The organism is Microbacterium sp. NPDC055312, from assembly GCF_053645675.1.
Genome location: NZ_JBSHMU010000001.1, coordinates 695,405 through 710,646, shown reverse-complemented (window position 1 = coordinate 710,646; position 15,242 = coordinate 695,405). Strand labels below are relative to the sequence as shown.

At 68.8% G+C, this 15,242-nt stretch carries 13 protein-coding genes; 6 read left to right on the top strand and 7 right to left on the bottom strand.

The genetic code is table 11. The annotated features are described in order from the left end of the window. Positions 1–91: 91 nt before the first annotated feature. From ACWIDW_RS03450 to holA, 3 genes are read left to right on the top strand one after another with little or no spacing between them, the layout of a single operon-like run. A complete protein-coding gene (locus ACWIDW_RS03450) occupies positions 92–760 on the top strand; it encodes a helix-hairpin-helix domain-containing protein (RefSeq protein WP_454122957.1) in 669 nt (222 codons plus the stop codon). After that, positions 757–3,015, top strand: coding sequence for a ComEC/Rec2 family competence protein (locus tag ACWIDW_RS03445; RefSeq protein ID WP_454122955.1), 2,259 nt, complete (start codon positions 757–759; stop codon positions 3,013–3,015). Before ACWIDW_RS03450 ends, ACWIDW_RS03445 begins: the two co-directional genes overlap by 4 nt. Positions 3,016–3,057: 42 nt before the next feature. Continuing rightward, complete coding sequence (gene holA / locus ACWIDW_RS03440) at positions 3,058–4,098, top strand: DNA polymerase III subunit delta (RefSeq protein WP_454122953.1); 1,041 nt, start codon at positions 3,058–3,060, stop codon at positions 4,096–4,098. An 80-nt stretch (positions 4,099–4,178) separates the two neighbouring features. Here the strand turns inward: holA and rpsT are convergent, their stop codons facing one another. The 7 genes from rpsT to ACWIDW_RS03405 form a co-directional block, all read right to left on the bottom strand. Continuing rightward, a complete protein-coding gene (rpsT, locus tag ACWIDW_RS03435) occupies positions 4,179–4,439 on the bottom strand; it encodes a 30S ribosomal protein S20 (RefSeq protein WP_099194666.1) in 261 nt (86 codons plus the stop codon). Positions 4,440–4,603: 164 nt separating this feature from the next. Beyond that, positions 4,604–5,326: an alpha/beta fold hydrolase gene (locus ACWIDW_RS03430; RefSeq protein ID WP_454122951.1), complete on the bottom strand. Its 723-nt coding sequence runs from the start codon at positions 5,324–5,326 to the stop codon at positions 4,604–4,606. A 67-nt stretch (positions 5,327–5,393) separates the two neighbouring features. Then, positions 5,394–7,103: an ABC transporter family substrate-binding protein gene (locus ACWIDW_RS03425; RefSeq protein ID WP_454122949.1), complete on the bottom strand. Its 1,710-nt coding sequence runs from the start codon at positions 7,101–7,103 to the stop codon at positions 5,394–5,396. A 106-nt stretch (positions 7,104–7,209) separates the two neighbouring features. Further along, positions 7,210–9,138, bottom strand: coding sequence for an ABC transporter ATP-binding protein (locus ACWIDW_RS03420; protein WP_454122947.1), 1,929 nt, complete (start codon positions 9,136–9,138; stop codon positions 7,210–7,212). Further along, positions 9,135–9,356: a hypothetical protein gene (locus ACWIDW_RS03415; RefSeq protein ID WP_454122945.1), complete on the bottom strand. Its 222-nt coding sequence runs from the start codon at positions 9,354–9,356 to the stop codon at positions 9,135–9,137. Before ACWIDW_RS03415 ends, ACWIDW_RS03420 begins: the two co-directional genes overlap by 4 nt. Before the next feature lie 8 nt (positions 9,357–9,364). Further along, on the bottom strand, positions 9,365–10,066 hold the full coding sequence (locus ACWIDW_RS03410; protein WP_454122943.1) for an ABC transporter permease: 702 nt from the start codon (positions 10,064–10,066) through the stop codon (positions 9,365–9,367). Between the two features lies 1 nt (position 10,067). Further along, on the bottom strand, positions 10,068–11,051 hold the full coding sequence (locus tag ACWIDW_RS03405) for an ABC transporter permease (protein ID WP_452321156.1): 984 nt from the start codon (positions 11,049–11,051) through the stop codon (positions 10,068–10,070). Positions 11,052–11,312: 261 nt separating this feature from the next. Here ACWIDW_RS03405 and lepA point away from each other — a divergent pair, with 261 nt between their 5' ends. From lepA to hemW, 3 genes are read left to right on the top strand one after another with little or no spacing between them, the layout of a single operon-like run. After that, positions 11,313–13,163, top strand: a complete 1,851-nt coding sequence (lepA, locus tag ACWIDW_RS03400; protein ID WP_454122941.1) for a translation elongation factor 4 — start codon at positions 11,313–11,315, stop codon at positions 13,161–13,163. A gap of 60 nt (positions 13,164–13,223) precedes the next feature. Next, positions 13,224–13,874: a DUF1990 family protein gene (locus ACWIDW_RS03395; protein WP_454122939.1), complete on the top strand. Its 651-nt coding sequence runs from the start codon at positions 13,224–13,226 to the stop codon at positions 13,872–13,874. A gap of 50 nt (positions 13,875–13,924) precedes the next feature. After that, on the top strand, positions 13,925–15,193 hold the full coding sequence (gene hemW, locus ACWIDW_RS03390) for a radical SAM family heme chaperone HemW (protein ID WP_454122937.1): 1,269 nt from the start codon (positions 13,925–13,927) through the stop codon (positions 15,191–15,193). Positions 15,194–15,242 lie beyond the last annotated feature (49 nt).

Sequence of the window (15,242 nt, the reverse complement as noted above, 5' to 3'; positions counted from 1 at the left end):
GACTGTGCACATCCTTCCCTCCTGAGGGAGTTGTGCACAGTCCCCGGGATCCACGGGTAGCGGCCCGTGGCGGGCGGCCTAGCGTGACAGGGTGTCAGCCGACGAGTCCGCAGAGCCGGATGCCCGCGCGCGCCCGCGACTGAGGCTGGGCATCGGCGCGGCGGTGACGCTCGGGCTGGTGGTGCTGTCGGCCGCGGTCGGCTGGGGGATCCTGCGCGGGCAGGCGGCGCCCACCGAGAGCATCGCGCTGGACGGCGCCTCGACGGCGTCGGCCGGAACCGACGACGGTGCCGGGCACGGGTCTGCCGTCGCGCCGGCCGAGGGGCTGTACGTGCACGTGCTGGGGGAAGTCGTCACCCCCGGCCTGTACATCGTCGATCCGGATGCCCGGCTGGTCGACGCCCTGGCGGCCGCGGGTGGCACGCTCGAGTCCGCCGACCTGCAGGCGGTGAACCTCGCCCGCCCGCTGAGCGACGGCGAGCAGATCGTCGTGCCGAAGATCGGCGCGGAGCCGCCGCCCGGCGCGGCGGAGGGCGGCGGGGGCGGCGGCAGCGGCGCCCAGACCGACGGCGTCGTGAACCTCAATACCGCCGACCAGACCGCGCTCGAGACGCTGCCGCGCATCGGTCCGGCGCTCGCGCAGCGGATCATCGAATGGCGCGACGAGAACGGGCGCTTCCGCTCGGTCGACGATCTGCTGGCCGTGCCGGGAATCGGGGAGAAGCTGCTCGCCGGTGTGCGCGAGAAGGTGCGGGTGTGAAGGATCTGCGCACGACCGTGGTCGCGGTGGTGCTCTGGGGGATGGGCCTGCTGCTCATCCACATGCCGGGACTCGTCGCCGTCGCGATCCCGGTCGTGCTCACCGTGGCGGCGCTGCTCGTGGTCACCCGTCGCCGCCGAGCGGGGCTCATCGTGCTCGTGCTGCTGTGCGGGGCGGGTCTCGCCGCGACCATCGCGGCCGCGCAGCCGGCGCGCGACACCCTCGCGACGCAGGACGGGCACGTCATCGAGGCGCTCGTCGAGGTCAGCTCATCGGCATCCGTCGGCAGCGACGGGCGCCTGTGGTTCGATGCGCAGACCGTCGCGATCGGTCCGCCCGGGCACCCGCAGCGCGTCTCCGGCCCGGTGCGGGTCGGCGTCGCGCCGATCGACGGAGCAGACCTCGGTGCCGTGCTCCAGGTGACCGGGCAGGGCAAGCGCACGGATGCCGGCGAGTGGGCCGCCCTCGTGCTCTTCGGCACTCGCGCAGAGGTGACGACGCCGGCATCCGGGATCTTCGCCGTCGCCGCGACCACGCGCGCCGAGTTCATCGAGCGGGCGAGCGGATTGCCCGAGCCGGGTGCCGGGCTGCTCCCGGGACTCGCGGTGGGCGACACGAGAGCGGTGCCGGACGATGTCACCGCCGCGATGCTGGCATCCGGGCTCAGCCACCTCACCGCGGTCAGCGGGGCGAACTGCGCCATCGTCGTCGCGGCCGTCTTCTGGCTCGTCTCGCTGCTCGGCGGAGGGCGGCTGCTGCGCATCGTGCTCGCGCTGCTCGCCCTCGCAGCGTTCGTCGTGCTCGTCACACCCGAGCCGAGCGTGATCCGCGCGTCGGTGATGGCCGCGCTCGCGATGCTCACCCTGCTGCTCGGGCGGCCGAGCGCCGGCCTTGCGATGCTGTCGCTGGCCGTCTGCGGGCTGCTCATCGCCGATCCCTGGCTGTCGGCGACGCCCGGATTCGCGCTGTCGGCGGCGGCGACGGCGGCGCTGCTCGTGCTGTCGCGTCCGCTGCTGCGCGGTCTCGGCCGCTGGATGCCCGTGCCGCTCGCCCTGGCGCTGTCGGTGCCGCTCGCGGCGCAGCTGGTGTGCGGGCCGATCGTCGCGCTGTTCTCCGACACGCAGTCCGTGGTCGGAGTGGTCGCCAACCTTCTTGCCGCGCCCGCCGCTCCCATCGCGACCGTCATCGGGCTGCTGGCCTGCCTCACCTCTTCCGTGCCGGCACTGGCGGATCTGCTCGCGGCGGCAGCGTGGCTGCCCGCGGCGTGGATCCAGACCACCGCGACGGTGTCGGCGGAGCTGCCCGGTGCCACCGCGGCCGTTCCCGCAGGTCCCGTGGCCGCGGTCGTGGTCGCGGTGCTCAGCGCCGCCGTGACGCTGGTGCTCGTGCGCCCTCGCTCGCGGCGGCTGCGTCTCACGGCCGCCGCCGTGGTCGTCGTCGCGGTGGCCGCCTCGATCGCACGGATGCTGCTGAGCGGGCCGCTCGCATCGATGACCACGCCGGGGGCGTGGGCGATCGCCGCGTGCGACATCGGGCAGGGCGACGCGGTGCTCGTCCGGTCGGGCTCGCAGACCGCGCTCGTCGACACGGGACCGGATGCCGAAGCCCTGGCCGACTGCCTCGCGCAGACCGGCACCGACCGCATCGACCTGCTCGTGCTCACCCACTTCGACCTCGACCACGTGGGAGCGGCGGCCACGCTCGCCGGCCGGGTCGCCTCCGTGCTGCACGGACCGGTCGCCGAGCCCGACGATCAGCGGATCCTCGATGAGCTGCAGGCCGGTGGTGCCGTTCTGCGGGACGGATCGGTGGGCACGCACGGGTCGCTGGGACCGGCCGAGTGGCGGGTGGTCTGGCCGCCGCCCGACTCGGCGGCCTTCCCCAGCGGCAACGACGCGAGCATCGTCGTCGACATCGCCGGCGGGGGAGTGCCCCGGATGCTCATGCTCGGCGATCTCTCGGCTGCTCCGCAGCGCCAGCTGCTCTCGAGCGGCCGTATTCGCGGCGAGTACGCGGTGGTCAAGGTCGCGCATCACGGCAGCCGTGATCAGGAGCCGGCGCTGTACGCGCAGATCGCCGCACCGGCGGCGCTGGTCAGCGTGGGGGTGGACAACGACTACGGGCATCCGCGCGAAGAGACGCTGGCGCTCCTCGAGGCCGCAGGTTCCCGCACGCTGCGCACCGATCAGCGCGGCCTCGTGCTGCTCGGCCAGCAGGACGGTGAGCTGGTGGTGTGGACAGAGCGCGAGGAGTAGGCGTCACGGGTGAAGGTCGGCACCCGCCGGTAGGCTGAGAGCATGGCAGCTCCCCGTTCTTCGGCACGCAGCACGGCCGCGAAGGGCGCCAAGATCCCGCAGGTGTCGTGGCGCGAACCGCGCCCGGCGCCGATCGTGCTCGTGTCCGGCCCCGAGGAGGTGCTCGCCGAGCGCGCGATCGCCGGCGTGCGCGACTACCTGCGTGCCGAAGACCCGGCGCTCGAGGTCAGCGACATCCGTGCCGACGACTACGCCGCGGGCGCCCTGCTCACGCTCACATCGCCGTCGCTGTTCGGCGAGCCGCGCCTCGTGCGTGTGGCGGGCGTCGAGAAGTGCACCGACGCGTTTCTGCAGGAGGCCGTGCGCTACCTCGACGCGCCGCAGGACGGCGCGACCGTGATCCTCCGCCACACCGGTGCCACGGTGCGCGGCAAGAGGCTGCTCGACGCCGTGCGCGCGGGCACCGGCGGCGGCATAGAGATCCCGTGCGCCGCCGTGAAGCGCGACTCCGACCGCGTCGACTTCGCAGCCGGCGAGTTCAAGGCGGTGAAGAAGCGCATCCAGCCCACCGCGCTGCGCGCGCTCGTCTCGGCGTTCGCCGACGATCTCACCGAGCTGGCGGCCGCGTGCCAGCAGCTGATCGGCGACGTCGAGGGCGACATCACCGACGACATCGTCACGAAGTACTACGGCGGCCGGGTCGAGGTGTCGGCGTTCGTCGTCGCCGACACGGCCATCGCCGGTCGCTACGGCGAGGCCCTCGTCGCGCTGCGCCACGCCCTGGCATCCGGAGCCGACCCCGTGCCGATGGTCGCGGCGTTCGCCATGAAGCTGCGCACCATGGCGCGCGTGGCCGGCCGCCGCGAGCCCAGTCGGCAGCTCGCGCAGCAGCTCGGCATGAAGGATTGGCAGGTCGACCGCGCGCGCAAGGATCTGGCCGGGTGGAACGAGCGCTCCCTCGGCATGGCCATCCAGGCCACCGCACGTGCCGACGCCGAGGTGAAGGGCGCCGCACGCGACCCGATCTTCGCGCTTGAGCGCATGGTGACCGTCGTCGCCACCCGCGACGCGTTCGCTTCCTGATACAGCAGAAGGCCCGCCCCGCGAACGGAACGGGCCTTCACAACGTTGGAGCTATCTGGGCCCCTGAGCCTGCCGAAGGGTCAGAGCGCGGCGACCTTCTTGGCGATGGCCGACTTGCGGTTCTTCGCCTGGTTCTTGTGCACGACACCCTTGCTGACGGCCTTGTCGAGCTTCACGGACGCGAGCTTGAGGGCGCCCTCTGCGGCCTCCTTGTCGCCGGAGGCGATGGCCTCGCGGGTCTTGCGGACCAGCGTCTTCAGCTCGCTCTTGACGGCGCGGTTGCGCTCCTGAGCCTTCAGGTTGGTCTTGTTGCGCTTGATCTGCGACTTGATGTTTGCCACGTGTGGACACTTTCTGTCTGGATGGATTCGGTGTGCTGCCGACGGTAGAGGGACGCCGCACAGCGGTCGTGAGGGACGAACCCACACGCAAGCCAAGAGTCAATGCTACCAGCACTGACCCGGTGGTGCAGAATCACGCCGCCGGATGCCAGGCGCGACGGGCATCACGACTGTGATCGCACGACCGCGACCGCGAGCCGCAGCACAGCGTTGAACACCGTGGGGCGCATCGCCGTGACCAGGTGCGTGGCGTGGGGTACGACGATCAGCTCGGCGTGCGGGGCGAGACGCTGGAACAGGGTCTCGTTCACCCGCAGCTGGTCGAACTGCCCGTTCACGAACCACAGCGGCACGCGGATGCGCGGAAGCGCGCTCTGCAGATCGAGCACTGCGAGGCTGCTCAACGCCGCGTCCTGCGCGTCGAACGCGTATCCGCCGGCCGCGAAGTCGCCGCGGGTTTCGACCGGCAGGGTAGCGGCCAGCACCCGATCGGTGAGCCACTGCCCTCGCCCGGGCAGCGTGTTCATCGCTCCGGCCAGCACACGGTAGGCCCGCAGCGCCGTGCCGCGGGGTAGAGCCGTGCACGAGACTGCGACGACGCCCGCGATCGGCGGCGCGTCCTCGCCGCCGGCGTAGGTGAGCGAGAGCAGCCCGCCCATCGAATGACCCACGAGCAGCACGGGGCCGTGCTCGGCCGCGGCGCGCACCGCGGCATCGATCGTGTGCAGCGCCTCGTGCAGGGTGAAGTCCTCGTGCATCCGCGTGCCGTGCGCGGGAAGGTCGACCGCAGTCGCCGGGATGCCGTTCTCGGCAAGCCAGGAGAGCTGCGAGCGCCACATCGTCGCCGACGTGCGGATGCCGTGCACGAGGACGACCTGGGGGATCACCCCATCAGCATATGAAGAAAGCGGGACCGGTGGATGAACCACCGGCCCCGCTCAGATCGTGCTGTGCTTACTTCTCCCAGCCGACGTTCTCAACCGGCTGCACGCCGAAGAGATCCAGACCCACGTAGGGCTCCGGGGTCAGGTTGGCGAGGCCCGTCTTGGCCGCCGAGATGGACGGCCCGTTGTACAGCGGGATGAGGCCCCAGTCCTGGAAGATCTCGGCCTCGAGCTTCATGGCCGCAGCCGTCTGCTTCTCGGGGTCGTTGATCGACTCGACCTCTTCGTGGATGCGCTCATCCATCTCGGGCGTCTGCACGCCCGAGAGGTTCAGGCCCATGTCCTGGCAGTACAGCTGGCAGAACCATGCCGCGCCGAACGGGTCGGACGAGGTGAAGCGCAGGCTGAAGATGTCCCAGTTCTTGCTGTTGTAGTCCTCGGCGAACTTGTTCGCCGGCCGGACGTCCACCTTGACCTCGATTCCGATGGCCTTCTCCTGGGCCTGGATCGACTGCGCGAGGGCCTTCTGGGTCGGGTCGTCGTTGTGGATCGGGTAGGTGACCGAGAGCTTGACGCCGTCCTTCTCGCGGATGCCGTCCGAGCCCTCCTTCCAGCCCGCCTCGTCGAGGAGCTTCTTGGCGCCGTCGACGTCGAACTTGTAGCCGGCTTCCTCCAGCGCGTTCGAGTAGCCCGGCTGGAACGAGAAGAGGGTCAGCGAGCCGGCCGGCTCCTCCTCGTATCCGAGGCCGTTCCACGCAATCTTCTTCTGCTGGTCGATGTCGATGGCCTTGAAGAACGCCTCGCGCACCTTGACGTCCGCGAACTGCGGCTTCTCGGCGTCGACCTCGAGCAGCGTGTTGGCCGTCTGCTGGGCGCGGTAGACCTCGATGTCCTTCATGTCCTTGACCTGCGCGAGGCGGTCCTTGGTACCCACGCCGACCATGTCGATCTCGCCGTTCTTGAACGCGTTGATCGAGGCCTGCGAGTCCATTCCCTTGAAGGTGACCTTGTCGAGCAGCGGCTTGTCGCCCCACCACTTGTCGTTCGGCTTGAACGAGATGAAGTCCTTATTCGCGTCGAACTCGTCGACCGTGTAAGGGCCTGCGCCCCACTCGGCGTGCGGCTCGTCGATCATCGCGGAGTTGAAGGTGTCCGGGTCGGCCAGCGCCGGGTGGATGATTCCCGTCAGGAACGGCATCTGCGGCCAGGCGAACTCGCCCTTGAAGGTGACGATCGCGGTCTTGGGCGTGTCGCCCTGCTCGACCTTCTCGATCTCCTTGTAGCCGTCGGTGGCGTTCGGGACGAAGCCCTCCTCGGTGGAGCGGCTGGCCTTCCACGTCGCGTCGATCGCCGTCCAGTCCATCGGCGTGCCGTCGTTCCAGGTGGCCTCGTCGGTGAACGTGAAGGTGATCTGCGTCTTGCCGTCGACCGTGTCGATCTTCCACTCGTCGAGGTACGCGTCGTGCTTGTAGGGCGTGCCGTCCGGCTTCTGCAGCAGGATCTGCGGCATGTACCACGCGGCGACACGAGCGGTGTCGGCGCTGCCGTCACCGTGGAAGGAGTTCAGCTGCTCCGGGATCTCGTTGATCGGGAAGTTGACCGTGCCGCCCTCCTTGAGGTTCTCGCGCGGCTGCGGGTTGTAGTCCGCGGCCGAGGTCTCGGCTGCGCTGCCGTCATCGCCGCTGCCACCCTTGTCTCCGGTGTCAGAGGCGCACCCGGTGAGGACGAGTGCGAAAGCGCCGGCGAGTGCCAGCGCTCCCATCAGCTTCTGCTGCTTCATGGTGCTCCTTTCGCCTTGCGGCGTGTCATATGGGGAGGATAGTTCGCGCTTCCCGGCATCCGGCGGGCGCGACAGTGAATCGGGACTAACTGTTATCGGACGGTGATCAGACAGTCGCCGGACGCGTCGACATCGTCTCCGGGTCGAAGACGACCCGGAGACGGGTGCGCTCGACATCGGGGTCGGGCACGGGAATGGCCGACAGCAGCGCCTGCGTGTACGGGTGCTGCGGGTTGTCGAAGACCTCGTCGACGTCGCCGTGCTCGACGAACTCGCCGAGATACATCACAGCGACGCGGTCGGCGATGTGGCGGATCACCGACAGGTCGTGCGCGACGAAGAGGTACGACAGGCCCAGCTTGACCTTCAGCTCGTCGAGCAGGTTGATCACCCCCGCCTGGATCGACACGTCGAGCGCCGACACCGGCTCGTCGAGCACGATGATCTTCGGGTTGGTCGACAGAGCGCGGGCGATGCCGATGCGCTGGCGCTGCCCGCCCGAGAACGCCCCGGGGAACCGATCGCGGTGGGCGGGGTTCAGCCCCACCAGGTCCATCAGCTCCTGCACTCGGGCATTGACGTCGTCCTTCGCCATCCCGATGGCGCGCATGGGCTCGGCGATGATGTCGGTGACGGTCATTCGCGGATCGAGTGCACCCATCGGGTCCTGGAAGACGATCTGGATGTCGCGGCGCAGCCGGCGCTCCAGCTTGCGGTCGTGCAGCTCGTTCACGCTCGTGCCGGCGATGATGATGTCGCCGTCGGCCTGCTTCTCGAAGTCCATGATCTGCAGCAGCGTCGTGGTCTTGCCCGATCCGGACTCGCCCACGATGGCCATGGTCTCGCCCTCGCGCACGTCGAAGCTGACACCCTTGACCGCCTGCACCTCGCCGACCTTGCGCTTCAGGAAGGCGCCCTTGGTCAGCGGGAACGTCTTGACCATGTTGCGCACTTCGAGCGTCACCGGGCGCTGCTCGCGCGGCGTGCGGGTCAGTTCGCTCTCGGGGATCGGGGCGACCGGGTACACCGGCAGACCGCCGATGCGACCGTCGTCGTCGATCTCGTCGGCTCGGATGCAGGCAGCGAGATGCGCCTGCCCACTGCCGGTGGCCACGGGAAGCAGCTCGGGCTCCCGTTCGACGCAGGCGGCCACGGCGATCGGGCAGCGCGCCGCGAACGGGCACGCGTCCGGCAGGTCGATCAGCAGCGGCGGGTTGCCCTTGATCGGGGTGAGCGGCTCCTTCTCGGTCTTGTCGACACGGGGGATCGCACCGAGCAGGCCGATCGAGTACGGCATGCGGGTGCGGTGGAACAGCTCGTGCGCGGGGGCGTGCTCGACGGGCTTGCCGGCGTACATCACCATGACGTCGTCTGCGGTGCGCGCCACCACGCCCATGTCGTGCGTGATCATGATCACGGCGGCGCCGGTCTCGTCCTGCGCCTTCTCGATGAGGTCGAGGATCTGCGCCTGGATGGTCACGTCCAGCGCCGTCGTCGGCTCGTCGCAGATGATCAGTCGCGGGTTGTTCGCCATCGCGATGGCTATGACCACGCGCTGGCGCATGCCTCCGGAGAACTCGTGCGGGAACGACTTCATCCGCTTCTCGGGTTCGGGAATGCCGACCAGGCGGAGCAGCTCGAGCGAGCGGTCCCAGGCGTCGGTGCGCGACAGGCTGCGATGCACCGTGAGCGCCTCGATGAGCTGGTCACCGATCGTGAACACCGGGGTGAGCGAGGTGAGCGGGTCCTGGAAGACCATTGCCATGCCGTTGCCGCGGATCACCGACATCTGCTTGTCGGTCTTGCCCAGCAGCTCCTCTCCCTCGAACTGGATGGATCCCGTGACGCGAGCGTTCTCGTCGAGCAGTCCCATGATCGCCAGCGAGGTGACCGACTTGCCCGAGCCGGACTCGCCGACGATGCCGAGCGTCTTGCCGGCCTCGAGATCGAAGGAGACGCCGCGCACGGCGTCCACGCGGCCGGCTTCGGACGCGAAGCTGACCCTGAGGTCACGGACGGAGAGTACGTTGCTCATGCACGGCCTCCTGCCGCAGAGGTGGGATCGAGGGCATCCCGCAGACCGTCGGCGACGAGCGCCATCGACACGGTCAGCAGGGTGAGCGCCAGCGCGGGGAAGTAGAACAGCCACGGCGCGCTGGTGACGCTGGCCGCCCCCTCGCCGATCAGCGAGCCGAGCGACACATCAGGGATCTTCACCCCGAAGCCGATGAACGACAGACCGGTCTCCGTCATCACCGCGGCTACCACCCCAGCGTGAAGTTGATCACGAGCAGCGAGCCGACGTTCGGCAGCAGGTGCCGTAGCACCACGCGCATTCCGGGGACGCCCATGTAGCGCGCCGCGTGCACGTATTCGCGCTCGCGCAGGGACAGCGCCATCGTCCAGATCACGCGGGCCGGGAAGAACCAGCCGGTGAAGATCAGTGCGAGCGAGATCACCCGCCAATCGCCACCCGCGTCGTTGGAGACCAGGGCGAGGATGAGGAAGGTCGGCACGACCATGAAGAAGTGGATGATCACGAGGGTGACGCGCTCGACACGACCGCCGAAGTAAGCTGCGGCCGTGCCGACGATCGCCGAGATCACGGTCACTCCGATCGACACGACGAGGGCGATCATCAGCGATCGCTGCAGACCGACGAAGGTCTGCGTGAACGTGTCGTTGCCCGAGGCATTCGTGCCGAAGAAGTGGTCGGACGAGGGGCCGGTGGAGAGATTGAGGAAGTCCATCTCGTTGACATCCCAGCCGGACAGCGGCGGGACGACGACGGATGCCAGCGCGAGCAGGACGAACACGACGATGCCGAACACGGCCGGCTTGTTGCGCATGAACCGGCGCGTGTAGAGCGTCCACTTCGACAGCTGCTTGGTCGGCACCCGCTCGGCGGTCGTGTCGGGCCCGACGGGCGGCTGGATCTGGGAGTCGATCATCTGGTTGGTCATGTCAGCTCACCCTCACTCGCGGGTCGAGGACCACGACGGCGATGTCGGCGAGCACGGCGCCGATCGCGGTCAGGACGGCACCGAAGGCGGCGACGGCGACCACGCCGTGCACGTCGTTGCCGTTGATCGTGGTCAGGAAGTAGCGGCCCATGCCCTGCCAGGCGAAGATCGTCTCCGTCAGGATGGCGCCGGTGAAGATCGCCGGGATCGAGAACGCGACCTGCGTGGCCACGGGGATCAGCGACGTGCGCAGCGCGTGCCGCCGGATCGCCTGTGACTTCGTCAGGCCCTTCGCACGAGCGGTGCGCACGTAGTCGGCACTGATGTTGTCGAGCAGCAGGGAGCGCTGCAGGAAGTGCGTTCCGGCATATCCGGTCACGACGAGGGCGATCGTCGGCAGAATCAGATGCTGCAGCGCATCGACGAGCACCGGGAAGAACCCGGTCACCCCCTGGCTCGAGGAGCCGGTGACGTAGAAGACGCGCGTGCCGACCCAGTTGTTGAAGTTGATGGCCAGGATGACGACGGCGAGCGCCGCGACGATGATGTTGATGTTCATCGTGATGATCGACACGGCCTGCCAGATGCGGTCGCCGAGCTTGTACTGGCGGGATGCCGTGTACACGCCGATCCAGATGCCGAGCACGGTCATGATGATGGTCGCCCCGAGCACCAGCTCGGCGCTGACCCACATGCGGTAGCCGATCTCGTTGTTCACCGAGCCGCCGGTGGGGCTCAGGCCCCAGTCCCACCGGAGCAGGATGCCCGTGAGCCAGGTCCACCACCTTTCGATCAGCGGTGTGCTCTCGCTGAGGTTTCGCGGTCCGAGCAGACCTTCGATCTGCTCCGGACTCAGGGGCGGCTTGCGGCCGACGTAGTTGCTTCGTGGATCGAGGAATGACCAGGCAAGGAAGTAGGTGACATTCGTCGCGACCACGATCATGAGCAGCCAGCCGAGTGTCCGGCGCACGAGATACTTGATCAAAGTGGAGGGTCTTTCTCTTCTACAGCCGTGCCCGGGATCTCCGACGCGACGCTGAGTCGGGATGACGTTCTGGGTCATTCCACTTCCAGCCTACGTCGACACCGGCAGGACGGCCGTGACGGAGTCGTATAGCCGACGGGATCCAGTCTCACCGGATCGCTTCGAGCAACTTCGCGAGACTATCACCGGTGGGCAGGAATGGGGGATTGAGCCGGCGGAACGTAGACTTGTCAGAACCCTTTCGGACGCACCAAGGACCACATGTCACCCCGCGCTCTCACCCCGCTGTCTCCGGCAGCGACGCCCGCCACGCAGATCCGCAACTTCTGCATCATCGCCCACATCGATCACGGCAAGTCGACGCTGGCCGATCGGATGCTGCAGGTCACCGGCTCGGTGGCGGATCGCGACATGCGCGCGCAGTACCTCGACCGCATGGACATCGAGCGCGAGCGCGGCATCACGATCAAGAGCCAGGCGGTGCGGATGCCCTGGTCGTCAGGCGACGAGACCTTCGCGCTCAACATGATCGACACCCCCGGGCACGTGGACTTCACCTATGAGGTGTCGCGATCGCTCGCCGCCTGCGAGGGCGCGATCCTGCTCGTCGACGCAGCGCAGGGCATCGAGGCGCAGACTCTCGCCAACCTGTACCTGGCGCTCGAGAACGACCTGCACATCATCCCCGTGCTGAACAAGATCGACCTGCCCGCCGCTGACCCCGAGAAGTTCGCGAAGGAGCTCGCCGACCTGATCGGCGGCAAGCCCGAGGACGTGCTGCGCGTCTCGGGCAAGACCGGCGTCGGCGTCGAAGAGCTGCTCGACCGGATCGTGCAGGAGATCCCGGCTCCGGTCGGCGATCCGGATGCCCCTGCCCGCGCCATGATCTTCGATTCGGTCTACGACTCCTACCGCGGCGTCGTGACCTACGTGCGAATGGTCGACGGCAAGCTGAACCCGCGCGAGCGCATCCAGATGATGTCGACTAAGGCGACCCACGACCTGCTCGAGATCGGCGTCTCGAGCCCCGAGCCGATCCCCTCGAGCGGCCTCGGAGTGGGCGAGGTCGGCTACCTCATCACCGGTGTGAAGGACGTGCGCCAGTCGAAGGTGGGCGACACGATCACGACGGCTCGGGGAGCGGCGGTCGAGCCCCTCGCCGGCTACACCGACCCGAAGCCGATGGTGTTCTCGGGCATCTACCCGATCGACGGCAGCGACTACGCCGAGCTGCGCGAGGCGCTCGACAAGCTCAAGCTGTCGGACGCGTCGCTGCAGTACGAGCCCGAGACATCCGTCGCGCTCGGCTTCGGCTTCCGCTGCGGCTTCCTCGGGCTGCTGCACCTCGAGATCATCACCGAGCGGCTCTCGCGGGAGTTCGGACTCGACCTCATCACCACCGCTCCCAGCGTGATCTACGAGGTCGTCACCGACACCGGCGAGACGGTCATCGTGACCAACCCGAGCGAGTACCCCGACGGCCGTGTCGCCTCGGTCTCGGAGCCCATGGTGAAGACCGCGATCCTGCTGCCCAAGGACTACGTCGGCGCGGTCATGGAGCTCTGCCAGTCGCGACGCGGGTCGCTGCTGGGCATGGAGTACTTCAGCGAGGAGCGCGTCGAGCTGCGCTACCGCATGCCGCTCGGCGAGATCGTGTTCGACTTCTTCGACCAGCTGAAGTCGAAGACGCAGGGATACGCGAGCCTCGACTACGAGCCGGACGGGCAGCAGGAGGGCGATCTGGTCAAGGTCGACGTGCTGCTGCAGGGCGACAAGGTCGACGCGTTCAGCGCGATCGTGCACCGCGAGAAGGCGTACGCCTACGGCACGATGATGGCCGAGCGTCTGCGCAAGCTCATCCCTCGGCAGAACTTCGAGGTGCCCATCCAGGCGGCGATCGGCGCGCGCATCATCGCGCGCGAGACCATCCGCGCCCTCCGCAAGGACGTGCTCGCCAAGTGCTACGGCGGTGATATCAGCCGTAAGCGCAAGCTGCTCGAGAAGCAGAAGGAGGGCAAGAAGCGCATGAAGATGGTCGGTCGTGTCGAGGTGCCTCAGGAGGCGTTCATCGCCGCCCTCTCGGGTGACGTCGAGGGCAAGGACAAGAAGTAGGTCGCTGCGGACGCGGTGTCGTTCGGAGACTGTTCAGACAGGTCGCTTAGGCTGGAGATCATGCGTCGGGGGACTTTCCGAGAAGGCACGGTGGACTATGCCGCGGTGGGTGCGACCCACGCACCCGATCTCATGCAGTACCCGCCCGAACGCAGTATTCCTGCCGAGGCATCCTGGCGTCTTGGCAGCGGCGAAGACCGTTTCCGCACGGCCGGAGAAGCGCTGCTGTCGTGGACGGCGCAGCGCGCTGCGGGACTCGAGTTGCGCGATGTGCGCCCAGCCGCCGGCTCCGCCTACACCGGCGTGAGCTTCGACGCCGAGGGCGCGCCCATCGCGCCGAACCGCACCCAGGTCGAGCAGCGTTTCGCCGCCGACGGGATGCCGTTCGTCGCGCCGGGCATGACCCTGCAGCTGCACGGCCGTGTCAAGGGCATGAGAGCGGATGCCGAGCTGCGCGTGATCTCGGTGACGGAGGAGCGTCGCCGCATCGGCTTCGTGCTCGGCACCGTCGGCGGCTCGGTGGTGAGCGGTGAGGAGTCGTTCGACATCGACTGGCGCGAGGACACCGACGAGGTGTGGTTCACCGTGCGGGCGTTCGATGCTCCCGTGGCCCTGCTGTACCGGCTTCCCGGCATGGTGCGCCGTCGCCGGCGCGAGCTGTTCGCCCTCTACCTGCGCGCCATCTCGCCGTTGTACGCGACCCCGATCTGATGGTGCGCGCACTCTGATGGCCCACCCACTCTGATGGCACGGACGCTCTGATGGCCGCGCCTCTTCCGCTCGGGGATCCGGCGCCGGCCGACGGCCGCCTGCCGGACGACCTCGTCGTCGACCCCTCCGTGCCGTTCTCGGCCTACCTGCACGTGCCGTTCTGCCGCGTGCGCTGCGGGTACTGCGACTTCAACACCTACACCGCGAGCGAGCTGCGCGGCGCCAAGCAGGACGAGTATGCCGACACGCTGATCCGCGAGGTCGCACTCTCGGCAGCGGTGCTCGGCGAGGCCGGCGGCATCCGTCCCGTCGACACGGTCTTCTTCGGCGGCGGAACTCCGACTCTGCTGCCCGCGGGCGATCTGGCGCGGATGCTCAGCGCGGTGACGTCGGCATTCGGCATCCGGGACGGCGCCGAGGTGAGCGTCGAAGCCAACCCCGACACCGTGACGCCCGACGTGGTGCGGACGCTGGTGGATGCCGGGGTGACCCGCCTCTCGGTCGGAATGCAGTCCGCCGTGCCGCACGTGCTGGCGGCGCTCGACCGCACCCACCGTCCGGAGAACGTCCGCACGGCCGTCGACGCCGCGCGCGACGCCGGCCTCGACGTGAGCGTCGACCTCATCTACGGGGCGCCGGGGGAGTCGCTCGCGGACTGGGAGCAGTCCCTCGATGCGGCCATCGCCCTCGAGCCCGATCACATCTCGGCCTACGCGCTGATCATCGAGGACGGCACCAAGCTCGCCCGGCAGATCCGGCGGGGCGAGGTGCCGGCGCCCGACGACGATCTGCAGGCCGACATGTACGAGTCCGCCGATCAGCGGCTGGCAGCGGCGGGCTTCGAGTGGTACGAGGTGAGCAACTGGGCCCGTCCTTCGACAGGCTCAGGACCCCAGGAGTCAGGCTCAGGACCCCAGGAGTCACGGGATCACCGCTCGCGGCACAACATGGCGTACTGGCGCGGCTCGGACTGGTGGGGCTTCGGACCGGGCGCGCACAGCCACGTCGCGGGCCTGCGCTGGTGGAACGTGAAGCATCCGGCCGCGTACGCGCAGCGGCTCGCCCTCGGCGAGTCGCCCGCCGCGGGCCGCGAGCGACCCGATCTCGCGGCGCGCACGCTCGAGCGCGTGCTGCTGCAGAGTCGTCTCGCGGAGGGCCTGCCGATCGACGACATCGCCGAGAGACGACGTGACCGGGTCGCCGAGCTGATCTCGGACGGGCTCGTCGACGCGGCTGCGGCTCTGCGGCAGCGTCGGGTGCGACTCACCCTGCGTGGTCGGCTGCTGGCGGATGCCGTGGTGCGCGCGCTCACCGACTGACGGGGGTCGCTGGACTCCGGGGATCCCGAGCCTGGCGCTGGGTTCCTGA

Bases quoted from the DNA above. Each gene is read 5' to 3' on its own strand.
- lepA (WP_454122941.1), top strand. From the start codon at position 11,313: ATGTCACCCCGCGCTCTCACCCCGCTGTCTCCGGCAGCGACGCCCGCC.
- ACWIDW_RS03410 (WP_454122943.1), bottom strand. From the start codon at position 10,066: ATGACCAACCAGATGATCGACTCCCAGATCCAGCCGCCCGTCGGGCCC.
- hemW (WP_454122937.1), top strand. From the start codon at position 13,925: ATGGCCGCGCCTCTTCCGCTCGGGGATCCGGCGCCGGCCGACGGCCGC.
- ACWIDW_RS03415 (WP_454122945.1), bottom strand. From the start codon at position 9,356: ATGACGGAGACCGGTCTGTCGTTCATCGGCTTCGGGGTGAAGATCCCT.
- holA (WP_454122953.1), top strand. From the start codon at position 3,058: ATGGCAGCTCCCCGTTCTTCGGCACGCAGCACGGCCGCGAAGGGCGCC.
- ACWIDW_RS03425 (WP_454122949.1), bottom strand. From the start codon at position 7,103: ATGAAGCAGCAGAAGCTGATGGGAGCGCTGGCACTCGCCGGCGCTTTC.
- ACWIDW_RS03395 (WP_454122939.1), top strand. From the start codon at position 13,224: ATGCGTCGGGGGACTTTCCGAGAAGGCACGGTGGACTATGCCGCGGTG.
- ACWIDW_RS03420 (WP_454122947.1), bottom strand. From the start codon at position 9,138: ATGAGCAACGTACTCTCCGTCCGTGACCTCAGGGTCAGCTTCGCGTCC.